Source organism: [Mycobacterium] fortunisiensis (genome assembly GCF_019050325.1).
GTDB lineage: Bacteria > Actinomycetota > Actinomycetes > Mycobacteriales > Mycobacteriaceae > Mycobacterium > Mycobacterium fortunisiensis.
The window spans coordinates 133,796-158,850 of record NZ_VOMB01000021.1; the positions used below are offsets into that span (position 1 = coordinate 133,796).

Annotated in this window: 26 protein-coding genes; 12 read left to right on the plus strand and 14 right to left on the minus strand. The window is 66.0% G+C overall.

Features of this window, described 5'->3' with window-relative positions; genetic code table 11:
- Positions 1 to 7: 7 nt before the first annotated feature.
- The 3 genes from FR943_RS19170 to FR943_RS19180 all read right to left on the minus strand — a co-directional run bounded on the left by FR943_RS19170 (position 8) and on the right by FR943_RS19180 (position 2,381).
- The gene (locus tag FR943_RS19170; protein WP_217159833.1) at positions 8 to 211 is read right to left on the minus strand and encodes a ferredoxin; all 204 of its coding nucleotides are present in this window, start codon (positions 209 to 211) and stop codon (positions 8 to 10) included.
- Positions 211 to 1,491 carry a cytochrome P450 gene (locus tag FR943_RS19175; RefSeq protein WP_217159962.1) on the minus strand — a complete coding sequence of 427 codons (1,281 nt, stop codon included), beginning with the start codon at positions 1,489 to 1,491 and terminating at the stop codon, positions 211 to 213. Before FR943_RS19175 ends, FR943_RS19170 begins: the two co-directional genes overlap by 1 nt.
- Before the next feature lie 137 nt (positions 1,492 to 1,628).
- Positions 1,629 to 2,381, minus strand: coding sequence for an SDR family NAD(P)-dependent oxidoreductase (locus tag FR943_RS19180; protein WP_217159834.1), 753 nt, complete (start codon positions 2,379 to 2,381; stop codon positions 1,629 to 1,631).
- A gap of 65 nt (positions 2,382 to 2,446) precedes the next feature.
- Here FR943_RS19180 and FR943_RS19185 point away from each other — a divergent pair, with 65 nt between their 5' ends.
- Genes FR943_RS19185 through FR943_RS19200 form a run of 4 tightly spaced genes read left to right on the plus strand, consistent with a single transcriptional unit; the run spans position 2,447 to position 6,467 of the window.
- Positions 2,447 to 3,100, plus strand: a complete 654-nt coding sequence (locus tag FR943_RS19185) for a TetR/AcrR family transcriptional regulator (protein ID WP_217159835.1) — start codon at positions 2,447 to 2,449, stop codon at positions 3,098 to 3,100.
- 15 nt (positions 3,101 to 3,115) lie between these two features.
- Positions 3,116 to 4,423, plus strand: coding sequence for an acyl-CoA dehydrogenase family protein (locus FR943_RS19190; protein WP_217159836.1), 1,308 nt, complete (start codon positions 3,116 to 3,118; stop codon positions 4,421 to 4,423).
- A 59-nt stretch (positions 4,424 to 4,482) separates the two neighbouring features.
- Positions 4,483 to 5,472 (plus strand): phosphotransferase family protein, encoded by a 990-nt coding sequence (locus FR943_RS19195; RefSeq protein WP_217159963.1) that lies wholly within the window; start codon positions 4,483 to 4,485, stop codon positions 5,470 to 5,472.
- Positions 5,469 to 6,467, plus strand: coding sequence for an NADPH:quinone oxidoreductase family protein (locus FR943_RS19200; RefSeq protein WP_217159837.1), 999 nt, complete (start codon positions 5,469 to 5,471; stop codon positions 6,465 to 6,467). The genes FR943_RS19195 and FR943_RS19200 overlap by 4 nt, the downstream gene beginning before the upstream one ends.
- Here FR943_RS19200 and FR943_RS19205 read toward each other — a convergent pair.
- Positions 6,431 to 6,802, minus strand: coding sequence for a limonene-1,2-epoxide hydrolase family protein (locus FR943_RS19205; protein ID WP_217159838.1), 372 nt, complete (start codon positions 6,800 to 6,802; stop codon positions 6,431 to 6,433). The genes FR943_RS19200 and FR943_RS19205 overlap by 37 nt on opposite strands.
- A 312-nt stretch (positions 6,803 to 7,114) precedes the next feature.
- Here FR943_RS19205 and FR943_RS19210 point away from each other — a divergent pair, with 312 nt between their 5' ends.
- Positions 7,115 to 8,305, plus strand: a complete 1,191-nt coding sequence (locus FR943_RS19210; RefSeq protein ID WP_217159839.1) for a cytochrome P450 — start codon at positions 7,115 to 7,117, stop codon at positions 8,303 to 8,305.
- Positions 8,306 to 8,402: 97 nt separating this feature from the next.
- On the opposite strand, the gene FR943_RS19215 is transcribed toward FR943_RS19210, so the two are convergent.
- From FR943_RS19215 to FR943_RS19255, 9 genes are all read right to left on the minus strand, one after another.
- Positions 8,403 to 8,906 carry a hypothetical protein gene (locus FR943_RS19215; protein ID WP_217159840.1) on the minus strand — a complete coding sequence of 168 codons (504 nt, stop codon included), beginning with the start codon at positions 8,904 to 8,906 and terminating at the stop codon, positions 8,403 to 8,405.
- Positions 8,907 to 8,920: 14 nt separating this feature from the next.
- The gene (locus FR943_RS19220) at positions 8,921 to 9,574 is read right to left on the minus strand and encodes a TetR/AcrR family transcriptional regulator (protein WP_372448187.1); all 654 of its coding nucleotides are present in this window, start codon (positions 9,572 to 9,574) and stop codon (positions 8,921 to 8,923) included.
- A gap of 117 nt (positions 9,575 to 9,691) precedes the next feature.
- Positions 9,692 to 10,840: an acyl-CoA dehydrogenase family protein gene (locus FR943_RS19225; RefSeq protein ID WP_217159841.1), complete on the minus strand. Its 1,149-nt coding sequence runs from the start codon at positions 10,838 to 10,840 to the stop codon at positions 9,692 to 9,694.
- Between the two features lie 15 nt (positions 10,841 to 10,855).
- Positions 10,856 to 12,013: a thiolase family protein gene (locus FR943_RS19230; protein ID WP_217159842.1), complete on the minus strand. Its 1,158-nt coding sequence runs from the start codon at positions 12,011 to 12,013 to the stop codon at positions 10,856 to 10,858.
- Complete coding sequence (locus FR943_RS19235; protein WP_217159843.1) at positions 12,013 to 12,828, minus strand: enoyl-CoA hydratase/isomerase family protein; 816 nt, start codon at positions 12,826 to 12,828, stop codon at positions 12,013 to 12,015. Before FR943_RS19235 ends, FR943_RS19230 begins: the two co-directional genes overlap by 1 nt.
- Entirely contained in the window at positions 12,825 to 14,042 is a 1,218-nt protein-coding gene (locus FR943_RS19240; RefSeq protein WP_217159965.1) for a CaiB/BaiF CoA transferase family protein, read from the minus strand. The genes FR943_RS19235 and FR943_RS19240 overlap by 4 nt, the downstream gene beginning before the upstream one ends.
- A 31-nt stretch (positions 14,043 to 14,073) precedes the next feature.
- A complete protein-coding gene (locus FR943_RS19245) occupies positions 14,074 to 14,832 on the minus strand; it encodes an SDR family NAD(P)-dependent oxidoreductase (protein WP_217159844.1) in 759 nt (252 codons plus the stop codon).
- A 16-nt stretch (positions 14,833 to 14,848) separates the two neighbouring features.
- Positions 14,849 to 16,039, minus strand: coding sequence for an acyl-CoA dehydrogenase family protein (locus tag FR943_RS19250; protein WP_217159845.1), 1,191 nt, complete (start codon positions 16,037 to 16,039; stop codon positions 14,849 to 14,851).
- A gap of 55 nt (positions 16,040 to 16,094) precedes the next feature.
- Complete coding sequence (locus FR943_RS19255; RefSeq protein ID WP_217159966.1) at positions 16,095 to 17,390, minus strand: amidohydrolase family protein; 1,296 nt, start codon at positions 17,388 to 17,390, stop codon at positions 16,095 to 16,097.
- 237 nt (positions 17,391 to 17,627) lie between these two features.
- Between FR943_RS19255 and FR943_RS19260 the strand changes: the two genes are divergently transcribed.
- The 7 genes from FR943_RS19260 to FR943_RS19290 all read left to right on the plus strand — a co-directional run bounded on the left by FR943_RS19260 (position 17,628) and on the right by FR943_RS19290 (position 23,467).
- Positions 17,628 to 18,158, plus strand: coding sequence for a carboxymuconolactone decarboxylase family protein (locus FR943_RS19260; protein ID WP_217159846.1), 531 nt, complete (start codon positions 17,628 to 17,630; stop codon positions 18,156 to 18,158).
- 24 nt (positions 18,159 to 18,182) lie between these two features.
- Positions 18,183 to 19,541 (plus strand): aromatic ring-hydroxylating oxygenase subunit alpha, encoded by a 1,359-nt coding sequence (locus FR943_RS19265; RefSeq protein ID WP_217159847.1) that lies wholly within the window; start codon positions 18,183 to 18,185, stop codon positions 19,539 to 19,541.
- Positions 19,534 to 19,863: a hypothetical protein gene (locus FR943_RS19270; RefSeq protein WP_217159848.1), complete on the plus strand. Its 330-nt coding sequence runs from the start codon at positions 19,534 to 19,536 to the stop codon at positions 19,861 to 19,863. Before FR943_RS19265 ends, FR943_RS19270 begins: the two co-directional genes overlap by 8 nt.
- Positions 19,864 to 19,874: 11 nt before the next feature.
- Entirely contained in the window at positions 19,875 to 21,101 is a 1,227-nt protein-coding gene (locus FR943_RS19275; protein ID WP_217159967.1) for a metal-dependent hydrolase family protein, read from the plus strand.
- On the plus strand, positions 21,085 to 21,531 hold the full coding sequence (locus FR943_RS19280) for a nuclear transport factor 2 family protein (protein ID WP_217159849.1): 447 nt from the start codon (positions 21,085 to 21,087) through the stop codon (positions 21,529 to 21,531). Before FR943_RS19275 ends, FR943_RS19280 begins: the two co-directional genes overlap by 17 nt.
- Entirely contained in the window at positions 21,528 to 22,652 is a 1,125-nt protein-coding gene (locus FR943_RS19285; protein WP_217159850.1) for an acyl-CoA dehydrogenase family protein, read from the plus strand. The genes FR943_RS19280 and FR943_RS19285 overlap by 4 nt, the downstream gene beginning before the upstream one ends.
- A gap of 74 nt (positions 22,653 to 22,726) precedes the next feature.
- A complete protein-coding gene (locus tag FR943_RS19290; RefSeq protein WP_217159968.1) occupies positions 22,727 to 23,467 on the plus strand; it encodes an acyl-CoA dehydrogenase family protein in 741 nt (246 codons plus the stop codon).
- 90 nt (positions 23,468 to 23,557) lie between these two features.
- On the opposite strand, the gene FR943_RS19295 is transcribed toward FR943_RS19290, so the two are convergent.
- On the minus strand, positions 23,558 to 25,039 hold the full coding sequence (locus FR943_RS19295; protein ID WP_217159851.1) for an adenylate/guanylate cyclase domain-containing protein: 1,482 nt from the start codon (positions 25,037 to 25,039) through the stop codon (positions 23,558 to 23,560).
- Between the last annotated feature and the right edge of the window lie 16 nt (positions 25,040 to 25,055).

Genomic DNA, 25,055 nt, shown 5'->3' on the forward strand with positions numbered 1-25,055 from the left:
TCCTTCTCTACTCTGTGTTTTCGCTGATCTCGCTGATCGCCCGTTCCGGGCAGTTGTCTATCGCCTCGCGCGCCGCATCCTCCAGCCCGGCAGGCACCTCCTCCGGGTCGGCCACCGCCCAACCGTCGTCTGACATCTCGAAGACCTCGGGGCACAGCGTCAGGCACATGCCGTGGCCGGCGCACCGGTCCTCGTCAACCCGGACCCGCATCAGGTGTCGAACTCCAGGTGCAGTTCGGTCAGGCCGCGCAGGATGAACGTGGGGATGTAGTTGTAGCGCCGGTCACCGTCGGATCCGTGCTCGGCCTCGGAGATCCGGATATCGGTGGTCCGGTCCAGCAGCCGCTCGATCCCGACCCGGGTTTCGGCCCGGGCCAACGGGGCGCCGGGGCAGCTGTGGATGCCGCGGCCGAACGCCAGGTGCTGGCGGGCGTTCTTGCGGGCCGGATCGAAGGTGTCGGGATCCTCGAAGCGGCGTGGGTCGCGGTTGGCCGCACCGTTGAGCACCATCACCGTGGTGCCCGCGTTGAGTTCGGTCTCGCCGATCGTCACCGGGCAGCGCGACAGCCGGAAATCACCCTTCACCGGGCTCTCGATCCGTAGCGCCTCTTCGATGAAGTTCGGGATCAGGGTGCGGTCTGCGCGCAGTTGACGCTGGATCTCGGGTTGTTCACACAGGACCTTCAACGCCGTGCTGAGCAGGCGCACCGTGGTTTCCTGCCCGGCCGAGAAGACATTCGTCGCCACCCGCGCGACGTCACCGACATCGGGGATGCTGCCGTCGGGGAACGTGGCCTCGGCCAGACCGGTCAGCACGTCGTCGCGCGGATTGGCCCGGCGATCCGACACGTAATCGGAGAACTGGCCGTACAGGAACTCGAGCGGGCTGTGCGACAGTGACTCCTTGCTGGTGCTGCCGATGCCGCCGCCCGAATTGTGCTTGATGCCGTTGACGAAGGCTTCCCGATCCTCGGCTGGGATGCCGAGCAGGTCGGCGATCACCAGCAACGTGAACGGGCCGGCAAAGCCCTTGATGAAATCCCCGCGGCCGGGGGCCAGGTAGCTGTCGAGCACCTCGTCGGCCAGCTGCCACATGGCGTCCTCGTTCTCCTTGAGGCGCTTGGGCGTGATCAGCCGCATCAGCAGCGACCGGTGGTCGGTGTGGGTGGGCGGGTCCAGTGTGGGCAACTGATCGCTGAACGGCAGGTCGTTGCGGTGCTTCTCGATCAGCGCCGTGACCTCTTCGGTGCTGCGGCCTTCCAGCGACACCGGGAAGCCCGGGAACGGTCCGGTCACCGAGAGGCAGGACGAAAAGGTCTCCTCGTCGTTGTAGACCTGCACGGCCTCTTCCCAGCCGGTCACCATGGTCACGTTGTAGTGGTCTTCGCGAGCGACCGGGCACTTGTTCCGCAGCGCTTCGAAGAAGGGGTACGGATCGTCGACCAATCGTTCATCGCGGAAAAAATCGATACCGGTTGGGTCGATCGCCATCTGTTGCTCCCGTTCCAGCCACACATATGAGAATGTGGCTCTCATCTACGAATAGTAGATTTCCACAGCGTCCGTTTTGCGTCAACGTCGGACCCCGATCCATCTGCGACAAGCAGCAAGAATAGTATTCTCAGCCACTACCCGCCCAGCATCGTCAGACCCCCGTCCACGGCGATCAGCTGGCCGGTGATGAAGCTCGCGCCGGCGGAGGCCAGGAACACCAGGACCGGCCCCAGATCACGGGCCGGATCCCCCAGCGCCCCACCCAGCGGGATGGTCATCTTCATCTGCTGGTCGACGAGCTCGGACAGCTCCGGTCCGAGGAAGTCCCGCAGCCGCTGCGCACCCGGGGTGTCGACCGCCGGGGCGAGCGCGTTGACCGTGACCCGGTCGGCCGCCCAGGCCTTGGCCGCCGACCGCGTCCAGGCCTGCACCGCGCCCTTGGTGGCCGCGTACACCGCCGAGATCGGGCTGCCCATCACCGCCTCGGCCGAGCCGAAGTTGATGATCCGCCCGCCGCCGTCGCGCATGACGGCGTGGGCCGCCTGGTTGGTGAAGATCGTCGCCTTGACGTTGGTGTCCATCAGGTGGTCGATGTCCGCCGCGTCGATCTGGCCCGGGACGCCCGGCTGCCACAAGCCCGCCGCGTGTACGAGCACGTCGAGTCCACCCATTGCCCCCACCGCAGCGTCCACCATCGCCTCGACCGCACCGGCATCCCGGACATCGCACTGCAGCCAGCTCACCACCGGACGCTCAGGGGGCGGGGTCCGATGAAAGGTGCCCACCACCTGCGCGCCCGCGGCGCTCAGCGTGTCCACAGCAGCCGCCCCGATTCCCGAGGCGCCGCCGGTCACCAGAATCCGGCGGCCCTGCAGCGGTGCGTCCATGGGGAAGATAGTTAGACAAACGTCAACTATTTGCAAGCGCCGAATTCCTTGTTACTGTCCGCAATATGGCCAGAGGAATCGGGGTAGAGGCTGCTGACGGTGGTCAGCGCCGCGCCTCGTTCCAGCGGGCCCGATCACACGAGACAAAACGCGCGCTGGTGCAGGCCGCGATGGCGCTGTGGCGCACCAACGGTTACGCCAAGACCACGGTTGCCGATATCTGCCGGGCCGCGGGCGTGTCCCGGGCCCTGTTCTACTTTTATTTCCCGGCCAAGGAGGATGTGCTGTTCGAGGTCGGCCTGACCTCCACCCGGTCGGCGCAGAAGCAGGTGAAATCGCTGATCGAAGGCGACTACGACGTGCCGGCGGTCATCACCGCGGCGCTGCGCAGCCTGGAACGGTCGATGGCACGCAATCCCCCCGAGTTGATCGTCGAGACGATCCTTGAGGGGTACCGCCACGAACACCGGATTCTGGCCGGCGACAGCGATCCCGACACTCGGGATGCCGACATGTTCGGCGAGTTGTTCGCCCGCGCCCAGGCCGACGGCAAGCTCGGCGCTCACGTCGACGTGGCCCATTTGTCCAGGCTGGCCCAGATCCTGGTCAGCGAGGGCGTCCGGCACTGGGCCGGCGGCGGTTTCGGCGGCCGTTCGTTCACCGACGTCGTCGCGCACGATATCGCCGCGATGATCACCGGCTACAACCTCAACATTTAGATCGGAGGACCCCCGATGGCGTGGGATTTCGAGACCGACCCCGAGTATCAGGCACTACTGGACTGGGCCGACGAATTCGTGACCCAGGAGGTCGAACCACTCGACCTGGCCTGGCCGCACCTGCAGTTCACCCAGCTGGACGGGCAGCGCCGGGAGGCGATCGACCCGCTCAAGGCGAAGGTACGCGAAAAAGGTTTGTGGGCCACGCATCTGGGCCCAGAACTCGGTGGGCAAGGTTACGGGCAACTCAAACTCGCACTGCTCAACGAGATCCTGGGCCGTTCGCAGTGGGCGCCGATCGTGTTCGGTTGCCAGGCCCCCGACACCGGCAACGCCGAGATCATCGCGCATTACGGCACCGAGGAACAGAAGCAGCGCTATCTCCATCCGCTCCTCGAGGGCGAGCTGTTCTCCTGTTATTCGATGACCGAACCGCACGCCGGTGCCGACCCCACCCTGTTCACCACCAGCGCAGTTAAAGATGCGGATGGGTCGAGCTGGATCATCAATGGTTGGAAGTTCTTCTCCTCCAACGCCGCAACCGCCTCATTCCTCATCGTCATGGTGGTCACCAATCCTGAGGTCAGCGCCTACCAGGGGATGTCGATGTTCCTGGTGCCCACCGACACCCCCGGCGTCAAGATCGTCCGTAATGTGGGCCTGTACGGCGAACGGGACAACGAAGGCAGCCATGCCCTGATTCACTACGACAACGTCCGGGTACCGGCAGAGGCATTGCTGGGCGGCGAGGGGCAGGCCTTCGTGATCGCGCAGACCCGGCTCGGCGGCGGCCGGATCCACCATGCGATGCGCACCATCGGCCTGGCGCAGAAGGCGTTGGACATGATGTGCGAACGTGCGCTGAGCCGCGAGACCCAGGGCAGCCGGCTCTCCGACAAGCAGTTCGTCCAGGGCTACATCGCCGATTCCTGGGCGCAACTGCTGCAGTTCCGGCTCATGGTGCTGCACACCGCGTGGAAGATCGACAAGTACAACGACTACAAGAAAGTCCGCAAGGACATCGCCGCGGTCAAGGTGGTGATGCCCACGGTGCTACACGACATCGCCTGGCGGGCAATGCAAATCCACGGTGCACTCGGGGTCACCAACGAGATGCCGTTCATGGGCATGGTAACCGGAGCCGCGGTGATGGGCCTGGCCGACGGACCGACCGAGGTACACAAGACCACGGTGGCCCGGCAGGTGCTGCGGGATTACCAACCGACCAGCGACACCTGGCCCACCGAATGGATACCCCGCAAGCGAGAGGCCGCGAAGGCGAAGTTCGCCGAATATCTGGAGGCAGAGGTGGACAACCTGTGACGCAACCTGATTCTGCTCCGCACCAGCGCGGTATCGACACCGCACGGCTTGCCGATTGGATGGACAACGCCGGCCTGCCCGGCAAGGGCGAGCCGACCGAAGCGCGGTTCCTGTCCGGCGGAACCCAGAACGTCATCTACGAGATCCGCCGCGGCGAACACTCCTGCGTGCTGCGGCTGCCACCGCCGGGGGCGCCACCGGACCGGGACAAGGGAATTCTGCGAGAGTGGCGCATCATCGAGGCCCTCGACGGCACCGACGTCCCGCACACCGCCGCGGTCGGGGTGTGCCCCGACGCCTCGGTGCTCGGCCGGCCGTTCTACCTGATGGGCTTCGTCGACGGCTGGTCGCCGATGGACACTCACGGCCGCTGGCCAGAGCCGTTCAACTCCGACCCGACTACCCGTCCGGGGCTGAGTTATCAACTGGCCGAGGGTATTGCGCTGCTGTCCAAGGTCGACTGGCAAGCCCGCGGGCTCAGCGATCTGGGCCGGCCCGACGGCTTCCACGAACGGCAGGTCGACCGCTGGATCGGGTTCCTCGAACGGATCAAGAACCGCGAGTTGCCCGGCCTGGAAGTGGCCACCGACTGGCTGCGGGCCCACAAGCCCCTCGATTTCATTCCGGGCCTGATGCACGGTGACTATCAGTTCGCCAACGTCATGTACCGCCGCGGCGCCCCGGCCATCCTGGCCGCCATCGTGGATTGGGAGATGGGCACCGTCGGCGATCCGAAGCTGGACTTGGCCTGGATGGTGCAGAGCTGGCCGACGGACACGGACAACCCAGAGCCGTCCGAGATGGGCTATGTCGACATGCGCGGCATGCCTTCTCGTGACGACGTCGTCGCCCACTACGCAAAGGTGTCCGGGCGGCAGGTCGACGATCTGGATTACTACCTGGTGCTGGCGAAGTGGAAGCTGGCGATCGTGCTGGAGCAGGGTTTCCAGCGGGCCGGCCAGGACGAGAAACTGCTGGCCTTCGGGCCGGTGGTCACCGAGTTGATGCGATCTGCCGCCGAGCTCGCCGAATCCACCGACTATCGGTGAAGGCCGCCGTCTGCCCCGAGTACGGGCCGCCAGAAGTCGTTCGCGTCGAAGACGTCCCCACACCCACGCCGGCGCCCGGTCAGGTGCGGGTCCAGGTCGGCGCGGCCGCGGTGAACTTCCCCGACGTACTGCTCGTGGCCGACCGCTACCAGATCAGCGTGCCGGTACCGTTTGTCCCGGGAAGCGAGTTCGCCGGGCTGGTCACCGAAGTCGCCGGTGACACTGAGGGTTTCGCCGTCGGTGACCGGGTGACCGGCACCGGGCTGTTCGGCGCGTTCGCCGAGCAGGTTTGCGTGCCGGCCGCCGGGCTGACTCGGATACCCGACGGCGTGGACGACCGCACCGCGGCGGCGTTCGGGGTGGCCCACCGCACCGCGTATCACTCGCTGCGGTCGGTGGCGCGGATCCAGCCCGGCGACGACGTGATCGTGCTGGGCGCCGGCGGCGGTGTGGGTTTGGCTGCCGTGCAGCTCGGGGCGGCGCTGGGCGCGAGGGTCACCGCGGTGGCGTCATCGCAGGACAAGCTCGCCGCCGCGGCCGAATACGGCGCCGCCGCGCTCGTCAACCATGCCGACGGCGATCTGCGCAGCGCGCTGCGGGAGGTGCTGCCCGAGGGTGCGCACGCGGTGCTCGATCCGGTCGGCGGCGAGCTGTCCGAACCGGCACTGCGGGCGCTGCGCCGCGGCGGCCGGTTCGTGACGATCGGCTACGCCTCCGGCGCGATCCCCCGTATCCCGCTGAACCTGGTGCTGGTCAAGGGGATTCACATCCTGGGCTTCCAATTCCAGGACGTGGCCCCGGACGAGTTCGCCCGCAACGAAGACGAGCTGCGCGCGCTGTTGGTCGACGGCACGGTCAGTCCGCACATCGGGACGGTGTATCCGCTGGTCGATACCGCCGCCGCGTTGCAGCACGTGGCCGACGGACGCGCCGTCGGTAAGGTCGTGATCGACCTCGGTCAGACCGCGTCGGTATCGAAATCCTTGGGCGGATAGAAATACTCCCGCCAGGCCGTGATCTTGCCGTCGGTGACCTCATAGGCACCCATCACCGGCCAGCTCATCTGCTTGCCGTTCACCACCCAGTGGTCGGTGCGCTCCATCAACACCACATCCCCGTCGACGGCGAGGTGCCGGACCTCAAGATCGACGCATTCACCACCGGCGAAGAACACCTTCATCATCTCGTAGATGGCATCCCGTCCGGCCAGCTGGGGCCAGTCAGGTCCGATGTCGAACGTGGCGTCCTCGGCGAAGTGGCTCATCACTTCGTCGACGTCGTTGCGCCCCCATGCGGCGATCTCAGCGCGGACGATCTCCTCAGCGGTCATCTACTCCCCCATTCGCCGGTGTGCATTTACACTCGTCCATCCGACTGTAATGATGATCTGAGCACTTGCCTAGCCCGCCACCGGCCCCGGAGCGAAGATGGTCCGGCGGGCCTGGGGCTGAGTTCTGCTGCAATCGAACAATTCCCACGGTGACATCACAGATGGCGATGACACTGGCGAACAGGTCGCCGGGATAGGGGCACGATGCTTGACCCTGGCCCGGGCCACCTGCTAAGCAGGTGCTCAGGAGAACCGGGCACATCCAGCTGAACCCAGCCCGTTTCAGCACCCTACTGCCCCGATGGAGGCCTCATGACTGCGCCGACCGCGCCAGCCGAACCCGATCTCTACTACGACCCCTACAGCGTCGACCTCAACATGAACCCCTACCCGGTCTTCGCCCGGATCAGGGAAGAAGCGCCGCTGTACTACAACGAACAGCACGACTTCTACGCGCTGAGCCGCTACGACGACGTCAACAAAGGCGTCATCGACCACGAGACCTTCATCTCCGGACGCGGCGCGCTGCTCGAGATCATCAAATCCGGCATGGAAATTCCGCCCGGCACACTGATTTTCGAGGACCCGCCGATCCACAACATCCACCGCAACCTGCTGTCCCGGGTCTTCACCCCGCGCAAGGTGCTGGCCCTGGAACCTCAGATCCGCGAGTTCACCGCACGTTGCCTGGACCCGCTGGTGGGAGCCGAACGCTTCGACTTCGTCAACGATCTCGGCGAACAGATGCCGATGCGGGTGATCGGCATGCTGCTCGGCATCCCCGAGGACCGCCAGCGGGCCATCACCGACCACGGCGAAGAGACCCTGCAGGGCCAGACGGTGGACGCGCTGGCCACCGGAGAGGTGTTCGCCGAGTTCATCGACTGGCGCACCCAGCATCCCTCCGACGACATCATGACCGACCTGCTCAACGCCGAGTTCGAAGACGAGACGGGCACGGTGCGCACCCTGCGCCGCGATGAGTTGCTGCTGTATTTGACCGTGATCGCCACCGCGGGCTCGGAGACCACCACCCGGCTGATCGGCTGGGCAGGCAAGACCCTCGCCGACTACCCCGATCAGCGACGCCAACTGGTCCAGAACCCCGAACTCATCCCCCAGGCCATCGAAGAGATCCTGCGCTGGGAGCCGCCGGCACTGCAGATCGCCCGCTATGTCACCCGCGACGTCGAATACTACGGGCAGACCGTGCCGGAGGGCTCGGCGATGCTGATGCTGGTCGGCTCGGCGAACCGTGACCACCGGCGGTTCGCGCCCGACGGCGATGTCTTCGACATCCACCGGGAACAGAAGTCACACATGACTTTTGGTGCCGGCACCCACTTCTGCATGGGTAACGCACTGGCCCGGCTGGAAGGACGTATCGCGCTGGAGGAGATCCTCAAACGCTTCGGAGAGTGGGAGGTGGACTGGGACAACGCCAAGCCGTCCGAGACTGCCGCGGTGCGGGGCTGGGCCGCCATGCCCACATTCGTGTCCTGACCCTGCTACGCCCCCTCCTACGCCGAAACGGCATTCCAGCAGGCGCTTTCTCGCACTTACGCTGCTGGAATGCCGTTTCGGCGGTTTGAGAGGGGGGTCAGCTGGCCGGGATCAGGTCGGCCGGCACCGAGCGGCTGACCATGGTGCCACAGCGGAATGCCTCGGTGTTTCCGACCACCTTGGCTTCGGGATCGTTGACCGCGGCCAGCGCGTGCGCCTTGAAAGCGCGTGCTGCCGCGGACAATTCGTGACGGACCGGATCCACGCTCAGATCTTCGGGACACTCGTCGCCCCACAGCGTCACCTCGGTGCGCCCTTGCTCCAGCGCGCCGAGAACGCCGCGCCGCACCCGCTCGTCGGTGTTGAACAGGTCGGCGGCCACGGCCACCGTCTGCGGATGCGGGCGGTCCTCCCAGGATTCCAACACCGACTCCAGCGCGATGGTCTCCACCCCGAGGATCTCCAGGGGCCGGACATCCTCGTCGGCGCCGATGAGCACCGTGACGTCCCACCCGGCCATCACCCGGTCGACCAGCCACCCGCCGGCGAACCGCACTGCGTCAACCACACAGGGGGCGACCACATCAAGCCGATACCGCATGTCGTCCTCCAATCTCACTGGCCGGCCGCCCCGTTGCGGCCGCCCGGCTGCTCGATCTCCCGCCCCAGCATCTCCGCGTAGCTCTTGAACACGTCGGTCAGCGGGAGCGAGGGATCGAGTAGCCATGAGGTCTCCATTCCATTGATGAATGCCAGGATCTCCACGGCCTTGGTGGCCGCGTCGAAGTCGGTGCGGTAACGGCCGGCGAGCTGCCCGCGGGTGATGATGTCGGTGACAATGTCACGCGCGGCTTGCTGCCGTTTCAGCAAACGATCGTGCAGTGGGGCGTCGGGCTGGATGTTCTCCACCAGCAGCACGGTGAAGGTGCCGACGAGCTCGGGGGCCCGGACAAACCGATCGGCCACCCGCTTGATCTCGTCTGCCAGGTCTCCGGACCGGTCCGCATGGACGTCGTCGTCGTGATCACGAATGTCGAGCACCGCATTGAGCAAGTGCTCCTTGGACTCGAAGTGGTGCAGCAGCCCGGCCGAGGTGACGCCGGCTTCCTTGGCGATCTGCGCCAGCGAGGTGTTGCGCCAGCCGTTGCGCGCCAACAGCCGCTCGGCCACCGAAAGTATCCGCTGCCTGCGGTCTTCCCCTTTGGCCAGCAGCGTCGCATAGGGACGCGCGTCCTCGGACTGCCCCTGTGCCCCAGACACCGAAGTCACCGAACTCCTTCGTCAAACCAACCTAGTGAACACACAGTAGGTTGGTTTTGGGGTCTGTGACAAGAGTCTCAGCGAAAGAATTCCCCGACGGGGGTCACATAGCGACGTCGTGCCCGGTCACAGCCCCAACGACTTGGCGATGATCACCTTCATCACCTCGCTGGTACCGGCGTAGATGCGGGCCACCCGGGCATCCGTGTACAGCCGGGCGATGGGGTACTCCATCATGTAGCCGTACCCGCCGAAGAGCTGCAGGCAACGATCGATGACCCGCGCCTGCATCTCCGTGCAGAACAGTTTCACCCGGGCCGCATCGGCCCCGGACAGCTCGCCGTCGACGTGCAGCGCCACCGCCCGGTCCAGCATCGCCTGCGCCGCCTCGACCTCGGTCGAGCACGCCGCGAGTTCGAACTTGGTGTTCTGGAACGAGGCCACCGGCTGCCCGAACGCCTTGCGGTCCTTCGTGTAGCCGATCGCCGCGGCGATCGCCGAGCGAGCCTGGGCCACCGAACCCACCGCCACGGTCAGCCGCTCCTGGGCCAGATTGTGGCCCAGGTAGCTGAAGGCCTCGCCCTCCTCACCCAGCACGTTGGCCACCGGCACCCGCACATCGGTGAACGAGAGTTCCGCGGTGTCCTGCACCTTGCAGCCCATCTTCTCCAGTTCGCGGCCCCGCTCGAAGCCGGCCATGCCGTCCTCGACGACCAGCAGAGTCAGCCCCTTGCGCCGGTTGTCCGGGTCGGTGGAGGTGCGCGCCACCACGACCACCAGATCGGCCTGGATACCACCGGTGATGAACGTCTTGGCACCGTTCAGCACATACTCGTCACCGTCGCGGACCGCCGTGGTACGCATTCCGGCCAGATCCGAACCGGTGCCGGGCTCCGTCATCGCGACGGCGGTCAGCAGCGTGCCCGCCGCCAGCCCCGGGAACCAGCGCTGCCGCTGTTCTTCGTTCGCGTAGTGCAGGAAGTACGGCAGGATCACCTCGAGCTGGGTACGCACGGTCGACAGCGTCACCAGCGCCCGGGCCGCTTCCTCCTGCAGCACCACGTTGTACCGGTAGTCGTCGATACCGGCGCCGCCGTATTCCTCGGGGATCGCCATGCCGAGCATGCCGAGTTCACCCATCTGCTTGAAGACGTCGCGGGGCATCCGGCCGCCCTTTTCCCACTCGGGATAGGCCGGGACAACTTCCTTCTCGATGAAATCCCGTGCCAGGGCCCGGAATGCTTCGTGGTCCTCGGTGAACAGATTGCGTTGCACTACTTCTCCCTAGCGTCAGTCGATGAGCTCGACCAGCGTGGCGTTGGCGGTACCGCCGCCCTCACACATGGTCTGCAGGCCGTAACGAATTCCGTTGTCGCGCATATGGTTGATCATCCGGGTCATCAACACCGCACCCGACGCACCGAGTGGGTGGCCCAGCGCGATGGCCCCGCCGAGCGGATTCATCTTGGCCTCGTCGGCACCGGTCTCGGCCAGCCAGGCCAGCGGCACCGGAGCGAACGCCTCGTTGACCTCGAACACACCGACCTCGTCGAGCCCGACGCCGGCCTTGTGCAGCACCTTCTCGGTGGCCGGGATCGGGCCGGTCAGCATCAGCACCGGATCGGCACCGGTCACCGCGCCGGCCCGGTACCGAACGATCGGCGAAAGACCCAGTGCCAGCGCACTTTCAGCCGTCATCACCAGCAGCGCCGCAGCGCCGTCGGAGATCTGCGACGAATTGCCGGCATGGATCACACCGTCCTCGGCGAAGGCCGGCTTGAGACCGGCCAGCTTCTCCACCGTGCTCCCCCGGCGCACCCCTTCGTCGGCCACCACCGGATCGACCTGATCGGCCGGGTCGGGAAAGACCGTGATCATCTGGTTCTCGAACGCACCGCGGTCCTGGGCGGCGGCGGCCCGTTCGTGCGAGGCCACCGAGTACTCGTCCAGCCGGGTGCGGTCGAAACCCCACTTCTTAGCGATCATCTCGGCGGAGATGCCCTGGTTGAACGAGAAATCCTGGTACCGCGCGAACACTTTCGGCCCATAGGGCTGACCGGTGGCCCGGGCCGCCCCCAGCGGCACCTTGCTCATCACCTCGACCCCGCCTGCGACGACGACGTCCTGCTGGCCCGACATCACGGCTTGTACCGCGAAATCAAGCGCCTGCTGGCTGGATCCGCAGGCGCGGTTGACCGTGGTGCCCGGGATGTGTTCGGGCCAACCCGCGGCCAGCACCGAATACCGGCCGATATTGCTGGACTGATCGCCGACCTGCGAGACGCAGCCCCACACCACGTCGTCGACGATGTCGGGGCTGATCCCCGCGCGCTCGACCAGTGCGTTGAGCACCAGTGCGGACAGGTCGGCGGCGTGGAATCCGGACAGGCCGCCGTTGCGCTTGCCGACCGGGGTGCGGACGGCCTCGACGATGACGGTTTCACGCATCAGCTCTGCTCCTTGCTCGCATGGTTGTCCCCCGTAGCTGCCGGCACCGCCCAGGTTCCGGTGAAGGACGGCTCGCGTTTGGCGGCGAACGCCGCATACGCCTCCCCCGAATCCGCCGTGGCGAAATTGCCCGGCTGAGCCCGGGCCTCGTTGCTCAGCGCCTGCTCGAACGTGGCGGTGGCACCGTCGTTGAGCAGCGCCTTGCTCTGCGCCAGCGCGAAAGGCGGTCCGGCGGCCAGCCGTGCGGCCAGCGCGTCCACGAAGCCGTCGATCTCCTCGGCGGGCTGGATCCACGTCACCAGGCCCAGCGCGTGCGCTTCTTCGGCCGAGACCATGTCGGCCAGCAGCACCAGCCGCTTGGCTTGCTGCAGCCCAACAAGTTTCGGCAGCAGCCAGGACCCACCGAGGTCGACCGACAGACCGCGTTTGGCGAAGATCTGGCAGAACCTCGACTCCGGGGTGGCGACCACCAGGTCGCAGCCCAGCGCCAGGTTCCAGCCCGCACCGACAGCCACGCCGGTCACCTTGGCGATGGTCGGCACCGAGAGGTTGTGCAGGGCCAGAGCCACATCGGTGAGACGCTGCAGCTTGCGCCGCGGGTGGACCTGCTCGCCGGTACCGATGTCGGCGCCGGAACAGAATGCGTCCCCGGCCCCGGTCAGCACGACGGCGCGGACGTCGTCGGCCGTGTCGGCGGCCCGCAGGGCGGCGGCCAGCTCATGCCACAGCTGCACGTCGATCGCATTCTTGCGGTGTGGACGGTTCAGGGTGAGGGTGCGCACTCCGTCGCGGTCCTCGGTCAGCAGGACGCTCATGAGTATTCCGGCCCGATCGCACCGTCGGCCCGCAGCTGCGCCAATTCAGCTGCGCTGTAACCGAGTTCACCCAGAACACCGTCGGTGTGCTGGCCGAGACCCGGCACCGCGCCCATCCCCAGTTCCATGCCGCTGATCACCGGCGGTGGCAACAGGGCCGAGATCTCGCCGCTCGGCGTGGGCACCTGACGCCAGCGATCGCGGGCTTTCAGGTGCGGGTGCGCGATGACCTCGCTGGGCAGGTTGTAGCGCGAGTTGCCGATCCCGGCCTCGTCGGCGGTCAGCTGAATATGGTCGAGATCATGCTGGGCGCACCAGGATTCGATGGCCTTGTTCAGCTCGTCGCGGTGCGCGCAGCGGTCGGAGTTGGTGGCGAACCGGGGGTCGTCGGCCAAATCCGGACGTTCGATGATCTCGCGGGCCAACCGCTGCCATTCGCGGTCGTTGGTGGTACCGAGCACCACGGTCTGCCCGTCGCGGGTGTCGAACGCCCCATACGGTGCGACCGCCGGCGAGCTCATGCCCAGCGGGATCTGGTCGATCCCGGAATGCTGGGTGTAGGTCAGCTGGTAGCCCATGATGTCGGTCATGGTGTCGAACAGGCTGACCGCCACGGCCGGCGCGACACCGGCGTCGCCGTTGCGGGCCCGGCCCAGCAGCAACGCCATGATGGACAGCGCCGAGTACAGACCGGTGGTGATATCGGCTACCGCCGCACCGGGTTTGGCCGGCATCCCGGCGAAACCCGTCGCGGCGCACGACCCCGACTCGGCCTGCACCAGCAGGTCGTAGGCTCGCTTCGCCGACAACGGGCCGCCCGGCCCGTACCCGTCGATCTCGAGCGGGATGACCTGCGGGTGGCGCACTTTGAGATCGTCGGGCCCGAGCCCCAGTCGCGCGGTGGCGCCGGGCGCCAGGTTCGACACGAAGGCGTCGGCACCGTCGAGCAACCGGTGCAGTACCGTCATCCCTTCGGCCGACTTCAGGTTGAGGGTGACCGATTCCTTGCCGCGGTTGGCCCAGACGAAATGGGCGGCCATCCCGTTGACCACCGTGTCGTAGTCGCGGGCGAAGTCACCCCCCTTGGGATTCTCGATCTTGATCACCCGGGCCCCGAAGTCGGCCAGCACCCGGGTGCACATCGGTGCGGACACCGCCTGCTCCATCGCGATGACGGTGATCCCGGCCAGGGGCAGGGCGGAACGGTCCGTCATCGGTGGTTCGCTCGTCAACTCGCTCACGAAGTCACATAACCATGCCGCCATCGACCGGCAGTACCTGGCCGGTGATGTACGACGCGGCGTCCGAGGCCATGAACACGAACGCACCGGCCACCTCGTCGGCCTCGGCCCAGCGCTTGAGCGGGATGCGGTTCATCATGTTGGCGGCGAACTTCTCGTTGGTGCGGATGGTCTCCGTCATCGGCGTGGCCGCCAGCGGGGCCAGGGCGTTGACCATGATGTTCTTTCCGGCGAGCTCCCGTGCCAGCGACTTGGTGATACCGATCAGGCCGGCCTTGGCCGCCGAGTAGTTCACCTGGCCCAGGGTGCCGGTGATCCCCGCCGACGAGGTCACGTTGATGATGCGACCGGTGCCGTCGGTCGGCATGTGCGGCAGCGCGGACTGGGTGACGTGGAAGGTGCCCATCACGTGGATGTCGAACGTGAGCCGGAACGTCTCGTCGGTCAGCTTCGGAAACATCGCCGGCGAGGTGACACCGGCGTTGTTGACCAGGATGTGCAGGTGACCTGAGCCGAGTGCGGCCGCCTGCGCCGTGGCGGCCACCGCGGCGTCGCGGTCACTGACGTCCAGCGCGGCACTGTCGGCTTTCCCGCCCGCAGCGTTGATCCGCTCGGCCACCGCAGCCGCGGCATCACCGCTGATGTCGGTGACGAGCACAGCCGCCCCGGCCGCGGCCAACGCCTCGGACACCGCCGCACCGATACCGGCGCCGGCCCCGGTCACCAGCGCCGAACGTCCGGTCAGGTCGAAATAGGTCTTCATGGATTCCGAAATCTCCTCAGTAACTCTTGGGCAGGCCGAGCACGTTGGCGCTCAGGAAGTTCAGGATCATCTCCTGGCTCACCGGGGCGATCTTCATCAGCCGGGATTCCCGGAAGAACCGGGAGATGTTGTATTCCTCGGAGTAGCCCATCCCACCGTGGGTCTGCAGGGCACGGTCCGCGGCGCCGAACCCGGCATCCGCGCACAGGTATTTGGCCATGTTGGCCTCCCGCCCGCACGGCTTGCCGTTGTCGTACAGCCAGGTGGCCTTGCGCAGGATCAGCTCGGCCGCATCGAGCCGGGCCAGCGAGTCGGCCAGCGGGAACGCGATGCCCTGGTTCATCCCGATCGGCCGGTCGAACACCACCCGCTCGTTGGCGTACTTGACCGCGCGGTCCAGCGCCACCCGGCCGATGCCCAGGGCCTCGGCGGCGATCAGCATCCGTTCCGGGTTGAGGCCGTGCAGGATGTACTTGAAGCCCTTGCCCTCCTCGCCGATCAGATGCTCGGCCGGCACCCGCAGATCGTCGATGAACAACTCGTTGGAGCTCACCGCATTCCGGCCCATCTTGTTGATGGGACGGATCTCGACGTGATCCCGGTCGAGGTCGGTCAGGAACAACGACAGCCCGTCGGTCGGCCTGCCCCCACGCTTCTCGACATCCTCACGGGACTCGGTACGCGTGAGCAGCAAGATCTTCTCGGACTCAAGGGCTTTGGAGATCCAGACCTTGCGGCCGTTGACGATGTAATGATCGCCGGAGCTGTCCCGACTCTTCTTCGCGAAGGTGGTGATCCGTGAAGTGTCCAGGCCGGCACCGGGTTCGGTGACACCGAAACACACGTGCAGGTCGCCGTTGACAATGCGCGGCAGCGTCGCCTTCTTCATCTCGTCGGAGCCGAACACCACCACCGGCTGCATGCCGAAGATCGACATGTGGATCGCGCTGGCGGCGTTCATCGCCCCGCCGGACCGCGCCACCTCCTCGGCCAGGATGGTGGCCTCGGTGATTCCCAGTCCGTGACCGCCATACTCCTCGGGGATGGTCATCCCGAGCCAGCCGCCCCCGGCGATGGCGTCGTAGAACTCCTGCGGGAACTCGTGGGCCTGATCCTTGGTCATCCAATAGTGGTCGTCGAACCTGGAGGCCAGCTCCGCAACGGATTTGCGGATCAGCTGCTGGTCCTCGGTCAGTTCGAAGTTCATACCGCCCGACACTCGTGTGTTCTCCTCAACTGTTCTGGGCCATGCTTCGTGCGTTTCAGTCCCGCGCGCCGGCAACGGCTTTCGCGTTGGCCTGGAAGTCGGCGAAGCTGGCGCCGGTCTTTTCCTTGTGGCTCAGGGCGCGGATGGACACGTCGTGCCCTTCGGCCTGCTTGCGTAGTGCACCGACGGTCGCCTGCTCCTTGGGGACGTGGACGAACGGGTCGAAGTGGTACAGCCGCATCGCGTTCTCGTGGGTGATCTTGTTGATCTCGTCGTCGGGCACCTCGTAGGTGTCGAACACCGCGCTCAACTCCTCGGGCGCACCGGGCCACATCGAGTCCGAGTGCGGGTAGTCCATCTCCCAACAAATGTTGTCCACACCGATCATGTGCCGGTTCTTCACCCCGACCGGATCGGAGATGAAGCAGGTCATGAAGTGCTCGCGGAACACCTCCGAGGGCAACTTGTCACCGAAGTCCTGATGCGTCCACGTCGAATGCATGTCGTAGGTACGGTCCACCCGGTCCAGGAAATATGGAATCCACCCGGTGCCGCCCTCGGACAACGCGATCTTCAGATCCGGGTAGGCCTTGATCGGCGCCGACCACAACAGATCCGCGGCCGCCTGCACGATGTTCATCGGCTGCAGCGTGATCATCACGTCCATCGGCGCGTCCGGCGCCGTGATCGCCAGCTTGCCCGACGAGCCGATGTGCACGTTCATCACCGTGTCGGTGTCCACCAGGGCCTCCCACAACGGCTTCCAGTACTCCAGGTCGTGGAAGGAGGGGTAGCCCAGCGTGGACGGGTTCTCGGTGAAGGTCAGCGAGTGGACGCCCTTCTTCGACACCCGACGGACCTCGTCGGCGCACAATTGCGGGTCCCAGATCGCCGGGATCGCCATCGGGATGAACCGCCCCGGGTTCGACCCACACCATTCATCGATGTGCCAGTCGTTGTAAGCCCGCACCAATGCCAAGGAGAACTCCTCGTCGTCGGTGGCGAACAACCGCGCCGCAAACCCCGGGAACGACGGGAAGTTCATCGTCGCCAGCACCCCACCGGCATTCATGTCCTTGACCCGCTCGTCCGGGTCATAGCAGCCCTTACGGATCTCGTCGAGCCCCTGCGGCTCCAGGCCGTACTCCTCCTTGGGCCGCCCGGCCACCGCATTGAGCGCCACGTTCGGGATCACCGTGTCCCGGAACTGCCAGGTGTCGCTGCCGTCGGGGTTGTGCACCAACCGCGGCGCCTCATCCCGGTACTTGGCCGGCAGGTGGTTCTTGAACATGTTCGGCGGCTCGATGATGTGATCATCGACGCTGATCAAGATCATGTCGTCTTTGTGCACTGCCTCACTCCGTTCCATGGGCCCGCCATATTGGTTCTCTATGGGAGAAAACTAGCTTCTCGTCTGAAGAGAATCAATGTCTGAAGCCGCTGACATGGAGATTTAGCCAGGTCACCACACAATCTGGACCCTCCTTGTTGACCATCGACGCAAAAGATGGAAATCTGTTAGTCGGAAATGAGAACCCGATTCTCACAACGGAGAGTCACGATAGGTCACCGAGAGGAGAACCGCCCCGTGCGCCTGGCCCCCCTGCCCGCCGAGGAGTGGGACGACGACGTGCGACGAGCACTGTCGGTCATGCTTCCCGAGGAGCGGCTCAATCCCGAGGGAGCGGGTACCGCACTCTCGACGCTGGCTCGACACCCTGCGCTGACCAAGGCCTTCCTGCGGTTCAGCAATCATCTGCTGTTCCGGTCGACGCTGGATCCGCAGACCCGCGAGTTGGCGATCCTGCGGATCGCCCACCGCCGCGAGTGTGAGTACGAGTGGACGCACCACGCCTTCATCGGCAAGGCCGAGGGACTCACCGACGAGCAGATCGCGAGCAGCACCAGTGGCCAGGCCTGCACTCCCCTCGACCAACTCGTGCTCGATTCCGTCGACGAACTCGACGGCCAATCGAAGATCTCGGACGGCACCTGGACCGCGCTGAGCGAGCACCTCTCCGAACACCAGCGCATGGACCTGGTCTTCACAATCGGCGGCTATGGCCTGATGGCCATGGCTTACAACACCTTTGGAATTGCGCCGGAATCCGGCCACTAACTCCAGAACAGAAAGAGGCAGACAATGGCGTTCTTCCCGAAGCCGGCCGCGGGCAGTTGGACAGAGAACTGGCCCGAGTTGGGCACCGCCCCGGTCAATTACGAGGATTCGATCGATCCCGAGCACTGGAAGCTGGAGCAACAGGCCATCTTCCGCAAGACCTGGCTGCAGATGGGCCGTGTGGAGCTCATTCCCAAGAAGGGCAGCTACATCACCCGCGAGCTGCCGTCGGTCGGCCCCGGCACCTCGATCGTCATCGTCAACGACGGCGAGCAGATCCGCGCCTTCTACAACCTGTGCCGTCACCGCGGAAACAAGTTGGTGTGGAACGACTACCCCGGCGAAGAGGTCTCGGGCAGCTGCCGCCAGTTCGTCTGCAAGTACCACGCCTGGCGCTACAACCTCAAGGGCGACCTGACGTTCATCCAGCAGGAGCAGGAGTTCTTCGACGTCGACAAGGCCGAATACCCGCTCAAGCCCGTCCGCTGCGAGGTGTGGGAGGGGTTCATCTTCGTCAACTTCGATGACGACGCGGTGTCACTCGAGGAGTACCTGGGCGAGTTCGGCCAGGGCCTCAAGGGTTACCCGTTCCACGAGATGACCGAGCACTACAGCTACCGCTCGGAGATCAAGGCCAACTGGAAGCTGTTCATCGACGCGTTCGTCGAGTTCTACCACGCGCCGATCCTGCACATGAAGCAGGCGGAAAAGGAAGAAGCCGAGAAGCTGGCCAAGTTCGGTTTCGAGGCGCTGCACTACGACATCAAGGGCGATCACTCGATGATCTCGTCCTGGGGCGGCATGAGCCCGCCGAAGGACCTGAAGATGGTCAAGCCCATCGAGCGCATCCTGCACAGCGGGCTGTTCGGGCCGTGGGACCGCCCCGACATCGACGGCATTCTGCCCGACGAGCTGCCGCCGGCGATCAACCCCGGCCGGCACAAGACCTGGGGCCAGGACTCGTTCGAGTTCTTCCCGAACTTCACCCTGCTGTTCTGGGTGCCGGGCTGGTACCTGACCTACAACTACTGGCCCACCGGTGTGGACAGCCACATCTTCGAGGCCGACCTGTACTTCGTGCCGCCGAAGAACCTGCGCGAGCGGCTGTCCCAGGAACTGGCCGCGGTGACGTTCAAGGAGTACGCGTTCCAGGACGCCAACACCTTGGAAGCCACCCAGACACAGATCGGCACCCGCGCCGTACTCGACTTCCCGCTGTGCGACCAGGAAATCCTGCTGCGCCACCTGCACCACACCGCGCACAAGTACGTCGACCGGTACAAGGAGTCGCTGGCCGCCGAAGCCAACGGGAACGGTTCGACGAACGGCAAGCACGCCGCCGCTGACGATGCGGCCACACAGAAGGATCCCGCAAATGTCTAAGCTGCCAGAGGAATTCGCCGACCTGGAGCGATTCAGCGACTGGTGCCTGCGCACGGAGGAAGAGCGCTACCAGAAGCGGCTCAACTCGACGATGGACGAGATGCAGGAACTGTACGACGCCGGCATGGCACGACTCGAGGACATCATGGTCTACGTCGACGCCCGCTTCCCGCTGTCGAGCATGCCCGACGATGCCAAGGCGCTGGTGCATCTCGGTCAATCCATCGTCATGGTGAGCTTCCCGATCGAAGTGTGGAAGCAACCGCGGGTGCTCGACAGCGGCGCGGCCTACGTCAACCTCATCAAGGAGCCGGTGGTCTAGGCGTGTCGAATGTGCTGACCCTCAAAGCCGCGGGTCTGGTCGACGTCGATGCCGGGACGATCATTCGTCCCGGCATTGTCCGTGTCGACGGAGACCGCATTGTCGGTATTGGTGGCGAGATCCCGGGCAACTCCGAGGTGATCGATCTCGGCGACTCGATCCTGCTGCCCGGCCTGATGGACATGGAGGTCAATCTGCTGATGGGTGGCCGGGGCGAGAATCCCGGCCTGTCCCAGGTGCAGGACGACCCGGCGACCCGGGTGCTGCGCGCGGTGGGCAACGCCCGGCGCACCCTGCGCGCCGGGTTCACCACGGTGCGCAACCTCGGACTGTTCGTCAAGACCGGCGGCTATCTGCTCGACGTCGCGCTGGGCAAGGCGATCGACGCCGGCTGGATCGACGGGCCGCGCATCGTGCCGGCCGGGCATGCCATCACGCCCACCGGCGGTCATCTGGATCCGACGATGTTCGCCGCGTTCATGCCGGGCGTGCTGGAGTTGACCATCGAGGAGGGCATCGCCAACGGGGTCGACGAGATTCGCAAAGCGGTGCGCTATCAGATCAAACACGGCGCTCAGCTGATCAAGGTGTGCTGCTCGGGTGGGGTGATGTCGCTGACCGGTGAGGCCGGCGCACAACACTATTCGGACGAGGAGCTGCGCGTCATCGTCGACGAGGCGCACCGCCGTGGGCTGCGGGTGGCCGCGCACACACACGGGGCCGAGGCCGTCAAGCACGCCGTCGCGTGCGGTATCGACTGCATCGAGCACGGGTTCCTGATGGACGACGAAGCCATCCAGATGTTGGTGGACAACGACCGCTTCCTGGTCACCACCCGGCGACTGGCCCAGGCCATGGACGTGTCCAAGGCACCGAAGGTGTTGCAGGACAAGGCCGCAGAGATGTTCCCGAAGGCCGAGACGTCGATCAAGGCGGCCTACGAGGCCGGGGTGAAGATCGCCGTCGGCACCGATGCCCCGGCGATCCCGCACGGCCGCAACGCCGACGAGCTCGTCACGCTGGTGGAGTGGGGCATGCCCCCGGCGGCGGTGCTGCGGGCGGCCACCACGGTGGCCGCCGACCTGATCAACGTCACCGACCGCGGCCGGCTCGCCGCCGGGCAGGTTGCCGACATCATCGCGGTGCCGGGCAATCCACTCGAGGACATCACCGTTACACAGCATGTGGATTTTGTAATGAAAGGCGGTAAGGTCTTCCGCAATGAGCACATCAACTAGCAAGCCCACCCGCACCGAGGATCTGATCGAGATCCAACAGGTGCTCGCCAAGTATGCGGTGACGATCACCCAGGGTGACATCGATGGCCTGATCAGCGTTTTCACCCCCGACGGCACCTACAGCGCCTTCGGTGAGACCTACACCCTCAACCGGTTCCCGGTGCTGGTGGACGCCGCTCCCAAGGGCCTGTTCATGACCGGCACCGCCCTGATCGAGTTGGTCGAGGGGGCCGATACCGCGACCGGAACCCAGCCGCTGTGCTTCATCGAGCATTCCAAGCACGACATGCGCATCGGCTACTACCGCGACACCTATGAGCGCACCGCCGACGGGTGGCGGCTGAAGACTCGTGCGATGACCTTCATCCGACGCAGCGGCGACCACGACCACGGCCGGCCGCACGCAATCGGCAGGCCCGAAGCAGGATGAGCGAGCTGCACGACCCCGCGACATTCCGGACCGCGCTGCGCACATGGCTCGGCGAGAATGACCTGACCCCGCCGGACGATCACTCGCTGGCCGCGCACATGAAGCAGTTCGCCCGGGTGATGCGCGCTCTCTACGACGGCGGCTGGGGCCGTTACGGCTGGCCCGAGCACGCCGGCGGGCTCGGTGGCCCAGATGTGTTGCGTGCCATTGTCGGTGAGGAGATCGTCGGCCGGCGGTTGGCCGAGCCGGGTCCGTATTCGATGATCGAGGTGCTGGCACCGACGATGATCGACTACGCCAGCCCGGAGCTGGCCGCCGAGATGCTGCCCAAGATGCTCTCCGGTGAAGAGCAGTGGTGCCAAGGGTTTTCCGAGCCCGGTTCGGGCAGCGATCTGGCGTCGTTGACCACCCGCGCGGTGCGGCGCGACGACGGCAAATGGGTGGTCAACGGTCAAAAGGTGTGGACCAGCTTCGCGCAGTTCTCCCACCGCTGCATCCTGCTCACCCGAACCGGCGACGCCGACACCCCCAATCACCAGGCGATCACGGCCTTCTTCGTCGACCTCGACTCCCCTGGCATCAGCGTCCGACCGCTGCACACCATGCACGATGTCGACGAGTTCTGCGAGGTCTACTTCGATGACGTGGTCGTCGACGAGTCCCGGATGCTGGGCAAGCCAGGCGATGGCTGGCAGCTGGCCATGGACCTGCTGCCCTACGAGCGCTCCACCTGCTTCTGGCAGCGCATCGCCTACCTCTACTCGCGCTTCGATGCCCTGATCGAGGCGGTGAAACGCCAAGGCCAGGTGGTGGATTCGGATCTCGGCGAGGTCTACCTGGCGCTACACACCCTGCGCTGCCGGTCGGCGGCCACCCAACGCCGGTTGGCCGAAGGGCACAAACTCGGGCCGGACACCTCGATCGACAAGGTGCTGCTGGCCGGTGCCGAGCAGTTGCTCTACGACACCGCACGCAATCTGCTGCCGGGCGTCATCGAATTCGAGGACTCCGCGTGGCGCACCGAGTACCTGTACTCGCGGGCGGCCACCATCTATGGCGGCACCGCCGAAGTGCAGCGCAACATCATCGCCCGCCGCCTGCTCGACCTCGGCAAGGAGTGATCGTGGACATCCAACAGGACACCTCCCTGGACGGCGAGTCACTCGCCCTGCTGGAAGACACCCTGCGCAAGACCATGCTCTCGGCCTCCGGTCCGGAACTGGACGCCGCGCTGGCCGAGTTGGGCTGGGCCGAGATGCTCTCCGACATGCCCGAGGTCGCCATGCCGCTGGTGTTCCGGCTCCTGGGCGAAACCGGTTCGCACGCTTCGGTTCTCAACGACGTACTGCTGGAGACCATCGGCGGCCTGCCCGGCGGCACCCCACCGATGCCCTACGCCGGCGGCGGCTGGGTGGTGTGGGAACGTACCGAGGGCAGCAACCCGGCGCTGGGTGGTCTGCCGTTGCTGCAGGTGCCCGACGGGCAACTGCTGCGAGTTTCCGAAGCCCGCCGGGCGTTGGGCTGGTGGCTGGTCGGATCGGCTCGGGCCATGCTGGCCCTGGCCCGCCGCCATGCGCTGGACCGGGTGCAGTTCGGCAAGCCCATCGCGTCGTTCCAGGCGGTGCGGCACAAGCTGGCCGAGACCCTGGTGGCCATCGAGGGCGCCGAGGCGACCCTCAGCCTGCCCGGTTCGGACAACGTGGACCTGACCTCACTGCTGGCCAAGGCCGCCGCGGGCAAGGCCGCGCTGACCGCGGCCAAGCATTGCCAGCAGGTTCTCGGCGGCATCGGTTTCACCGAGGAACACGAGCTGCACGTGCACGTGAAGCGGGTGCTGGTGCTCGACGGATTGCTGGGCAGCTCACGGGAACTGACCCGCAAGGCCGGTGCCGGAATGCGGGCCCGCGGTACCGCCCCGCGCCTGGCCCAGCTGTAAATTTTCCCCGCCGAGCAGACATAAAACTGTCCATTTCCACGTGGAAATGGGCAGTTTTGTGTCTGCTCGCGCTATGGGGTGACTCGCGATCTAGGGGGTGAGGGGTTCGGCGAAGACGGTGGCCGTCGAGCGGCCACGGAGCACAGTCGAACCCCGCACCACCCAGTGCCGGCCCTCGTCGGCGTCGGCATGCGCCAGCGCGCTGCCCGAGCACAGCACCGCCGATTCACGATCCTTGGCGTGGTCGGCCAGCCGGGCCGCTTCGTTGACCGCGTCACCGATCACCGTGTATTCATAGCGGTTCTCCGCGCCGAGGTTTCCGGCGAACACCGAGCCGCACGAAATCCCCACGCCGAACTCGACATCGGGTAGTTCGTGCAGCCGCGGGATCAACGCCCGGGCGGTGGCCAGCGCCGAGGTTGCCGGATTGTCCAGGCGCAACGGCGCACCGAAAACGGCCAGCACCGCGTCACCCTCGAACTTGTTGATCAGCCCATGGTGGTGCTCGACCGTGTCCACCACGATCTTGAAGAACCCGTTGAGCAGCTCTGCCACTTCCTGCGGCGGTCGCGACGCGGCCAGCGCGGTCGAACCGACCAGGTCGACATAGAGGACCGCGGCGTCGCGCACATCCCCGGCGACCACTCCGCCCTGTTGCAGCGCGTGGCGGGCCACGTCGGCACCGACGTAGCGACCGAACAGGTCGCGCAACCGGTTGCGTTCGGCCAGACCGGCCACCATCCGATTGAACCCGTATTGCAGCCGGCCGATCTCGGACGACTCGTACACCTTGACCGACACACCGGACCAGCCACGCTCGACGGCTTTCATGGCGAGCACGACTTCCCCGATCGGGTCCGACACCGAACGCGCCACCAGGAACATCGACCGCACCCCGAAGATCAGCGAGACGACGGCCAGCACCAGCACCGCCGTCTCCACCGGCGCCGTCTTCTGTACGAACCATCCGTTGGAGCGGGCCAACACGATCAGGGCGATTCCCAGGATCGGCAGGCCGCTGAACAGGGTCCAGATGGTGATCAACCGGGCCAGCACACCCGGCATCCTGACGATTGCGGCCGACGAGGCGGTCAGCGACGCCGCCACGATCGGGCGCAACATCCGCTGCGTCACCAGAAATCCCATGCACGCGGCCGCCACCCCGCCGAACAGGATTGCGCCGCCCATCAGATAAGCCACGCCCCCGCCGGCCCCGAGGTTCAGCAGCGTGTACACGACCGCGCTCACCGCCCAGGTGGAAAACTGGATGATGGTCTGACGTGGTGCGATGCGCATGGCGGCCCGCTGCTGCCGGGGCGTCGGATTCTGGCCCGCGGCATACCATTTGAATGTCGGATGGACGACGAGCCAGCCCACCACGGTGTCGACCACCGCCGCCGCGACCATCAGCGCGATCAGGGCAACCAGGTTCGCCTGTGTCAACAGCTGACGTGCGTCGCCGACGGTATTTCGACTCAGGGTGAGCACCACGAAGGTCACCGCAGCGGCCGCGGTGGTCTGCGCGTAGATCTGCCTGGCCGCGTAGCTGACGCTGAGCCGGATCGCCCCCATCGCCAGAGGCCCAGGC

What these genes read in the sequence shown, in the direction of transcription:
- FR943_RS19245 (WP_217159844.1), bottom strand. Translation starts at nt 14,832, where the DNA reads ATGAAGACCTATTTCGACCTGACCGGACGTTCGGCGCTGGTGACCGGG.
- FR943_RS19265 (WP_217159847.1), top strand. Translation starts at nt 18,183, where the DNA reads ATGGCGTTCTTCCCGAAGCCGGCCGCGGGCAGTTGGACAGAGAACTGG.
- FR943_RS19215 (WP_217159840.1), bottom strand. Translation starts at nt 8,906, where the DNA reads ATGCGGTATCGGCTTGATGTGGTCGCCCCCTGTGTGGTTGACGCAGTG.
- FR943_RS19190 (WP_217159836.1), top strand. Translation starts at nt 3,116, where the DNA reads ATGGCGTGGGATTTCGAGACCGACCCCGAGTATCAGGCACTACTGGAC.
- FR943_RS19175 (WP_217159962.1), bottom strand. Translation starts at nt 1,491, where the DNA reads ATGGCGATCGACCCAACCGGTATCGATTTTTTCCGCGATGAACGATTG.
- FR943_RS19285 (WP_217159850.1), top strand. Translation starts at nt 21,528, where the DNA reads ATGAGCGAGCTGCACGACCCCGCGACATTCCGGACCGCGCTGCGCACA.
- FR943_RS19235 (WP_217159843.1), bottom strand. Translation starts at nt 12,828, where the DNA reads ATGAGCGTCCTGCTGACCGAGGACCGCGACGGAGTGCGCACCCTCACC.
- FR943_RS19170 (WP_217159833.1), bottom strand. Translation starts at nt 211, where the DNA reads ATGCGGGTCCGGGTTGACGAGGACCGGTGCGCCGGCCACGGCATGTGC.
- FR943_RS19185 (WP_217159835.1), top strand. Translation starts at nt 2,447, where the DNA reads ATGGCCAGAGGAATCGGGGTAGAGGCTGCTGACGGTGGTCAGCGCCGC.
- FR943_RS19270 (WP_217159848.1), top strand. Translation starts at nt 19,534, where the DNA reads ATGTCTAAGCTGCCAGAGGAATTCGCCGACCTGGAGCGATTCAGCGAC.
- FR943_RS19195 (WP_217159963.1), top strand. Translation starts at nt 4,483, where the DNA reads ATGGACAACGCCGGCCTGCCCGGCAAGGGCGAGCCGACCGAAGCGCGG.
- FR943_RS19280 (WP_217159849.1), top strand. Translation starts at nt 21,085, where the DNA reads ATGAGCACATCAACTAGCAAGCCCACCCGCACCGAGGATCTGATCGAG.
- FR943_RS19210 (WP_217159839.1), top strand. Translation starts at nt 7,115, where the DNA reads ATGACTGCGCCGACCGCGCCAGCCGAACCCGATCTCTACTACGACCCC.
- FR943_RS19295 (WP_217159851.1), bottom strand. Translation starts at nt 25,039, where the DNA reads ATGGGGGCGATCCGGCTCAGCGTCAGCTACGCGGCCAGGCAGATCTAC.
- FR943_RS19205 (WP_217159838.1), bottom strand. Translation starts at nt 6,802, where the DNA reads ATGACCGCTGAGGAGATCGTCCGCGCTGAGATCGCCGCATGGGGGCGC.
- FR943_RS19230 (WP_217159842.1), bottom strand. Translation starts at nt 12,013, where the DNA reads ATGCGTGAAACCGTCATCGTCGAGGCCGTCCGCACCCCGGTCGGCAAG.
- FR943_RS19240 (WP_217159965.1), bottom strand. Translation starts at nt 14,042, where the DNA reads ATGACGGACCGTTCCGCCCTGCCCCTGGCCGGGATCACCGTCATCGCG.
- FR943_RS19290 (WP_217159968.1), top strand. Translation starts at nt 22,727, where the DNA reads ATGCTCTCGGCCTCCGGTCCGGAACTGGACGCCGCGCTGGCCGAGTTG.
- FR943_RS19250 (WP_217159845.1), bottom strand. Translation starts at nt 16,039, where the DNA reads ATGAACTTCGAACTGACCGAGGACCAGCAGCTGATCCGCAAATCCGTT.
- FR943_RS19180 (WP_217159834.1), bottom strand. Translation starts at nt 2,381, where the DNA reads ATGGACGCACCGCTGCAGGGCCGCCGGATTCTGGTGACCGGCGGCGCC.